The 1,659-nt window shown below is 76.8% G+C and carries 2 protein-coding genes; both read right to left on the reverse strand.

From position 1 onward, the window contains the following. Window positions 1–111 precede the first annotated feature (111 nt). The gene (locus E1284_RS40570) at window positions 112–699 is read right to left on the reverse strand and encodes a biotin transporter BioY (RefSeq protein ID WP_131945415.1); all 588 of its coding nucleotides are present in this window, start codon (window positions 697–699) and stop codon (window positions 112–114) included. Between the two features lie 141 nt (window positions 700–840). Beyond that, complete coding sequence (locus tag E1284_RS40575) at window positions 841–1,563, reverse strand: spermidine synthase family protein (protein WP_243715057.1); 723 nt, start codon at window positions 1,561–1,563, stop codon at window positions 841–843. Between the last annotated feature and the right edge of the window lie 96 nt (window positions 1,564–1,659).

Below are 1,659 nucleotides of genomic sequence, written 5' to 3' on the forward strand. Positions count from 1 at the left end.
CGGCGCCGGAGGTGCCGTCGGTGAACCAGGGGACGCCGGCCATGCCGGCGAGCAGGTAGACGAGCATGCCGAGGGCGGCGCGGCCGGTGCCGAGGGCGGACGGGCGGCGGGTCAGCGGCGGGCGGCGCCGGTGAGCTTCCAGGCGGCGGGCAGCAGCCCGGCGGCGAGCAGCACCTTGAGGGCGTCGCCGGCCAGGAACGGCGTCATGCCGAGGTCGACGGCCTTGGCGAGGTCGACGTGCAGGGCGGCCATCAGGTAGGGGACGCCGGCGGCGTACATGATGGCGGTGCCGATCAGCATGGTGCCGACGGTGCGCAGCGGGGTGCGGTCGCCGCCGTGTTCGGCGAGGCGTCCGACGACGGCGGCGGCGGCGACGAACCCGATGATGTAGCCGAGGGTGGGGAAGCCGGCGCCGGAGGTGCCGTCGGTGAACCAGGGGACGCCGGCCATGCCGGCGAGCAGGTAGACGAGCATGCCGAGGGCGGCGCGGCCGGTGCCGAGGGCGGCGCCGGCGAGGAGCACCGCGAAGGTCTGCCCGGTGACCGGGACGGGGGTTCCGGGCAGCGGGACCGCGAGCTGCGCGGCGACGCCGACGAACGCGGCGGCGCCGGCGACGAGGGCGGCGTCGCGGGCCAGGGAACCGGGCAGCAGGTCGCCCAGGACGGCGGGGCGCCGCTGGGTTGCGTGGGCAGTAGCCACAGATCCTCCCAAAAAGGTTTTGTCAGGCCGAAACCTAGCGAACTGGTCTTCGGGGGCGGATCAGGTGGGCCGCCAAAGCGAGCGGCGCCGCTTTGTAGAGCCCGGTCCGGCGGGGGCCGGTCCGCCGAGACGGGGGGCCGGTCACCCGGTGGGGCGCGAGGCGAGGTACACGACGTCGGGTTCGCCGCGCGGTACCGGCACCGGCCGGGCCTGCACCCGGGCGAACCGGTCGCGCAGCAGCGCCTCGAACGCGGGCGCGGCGTTCGCGCTCCATACCGCGAGGACGCCGCGGGGGGTCAGCAGCCGGGCGAGCCGGTCCAGGCCGGCGGGGGCGTAGAGGCGGGCGTTGCCGGGGGTGACGGTCCAGTCGGGGCCGTTGTCGATGTCCAGGCACAGGGCGTCGAAGGGGCCGGCGGCGGGGTCGGCGACGACGTCGAGGAGGTCGGCGCGGCGGACGGTGACGCGGGGGTCGTCGAGCGCGCCGCCCGACCAGGGCCGCAGCGGCCCGGCGTGCCAGCCGACGACGGCGGGTTCGCGTTCGACGACGGTGACGTGCGCCACGGCGGGCAGGGCGAGCGCCTCGGCGAGGGAGAACCCGACGCCGAGGCCGCCGATGAGCAGCCGCACGGGCCCGTCCAGGCCGTCCACGGCGGTGCGGACCAGGATCCGCTCGGACTCGCCGTTGCGGGTGTCCATGAGGAACACGCCGTTGCTGATGATCTCGTAGTGGGCGCCGGCGCGGCGCAGCACCAGCTCGCCGCCGACGCCGTCGGCGCGCTCGACGACCACCGGCTCCCCCGATGCGGCCGCCGTGCCGCCCGCCGCGGTGCCCCCTGCCGTGCCTCCTGCCGTTCCTCTTGCCATGCCCGCACCCTAGCCGTCCCGCGGCCGCGGGGCGGGACGGGTCTGGGCGGGTGCGGGCGGTGTCGGCTACGGTGCCGGGCATGCCCGATCTTCGCC

This window comes from Actinomadura bangladeshensis (assembly GCF_004348335.1).
In the GTDB taxonomy this organism is placed as follows: domain Bacteria; phylum Actinomycetota; class Actinomycetes; order Streptosporangiales; family Streptosporangiaceae; genus Spirillospora; species Spirillospora bangladeshensis.

Excerpts from the sequence above, each read along its gene's own strand:
- E1284_RS40575 (WP_243715057.1), bottom strand. The coding sequence starts at position 1,563 with ATGGCAAGAGGAACGGCAGGAGGCACGGCAGGGGGCACCGCGGCGGGC.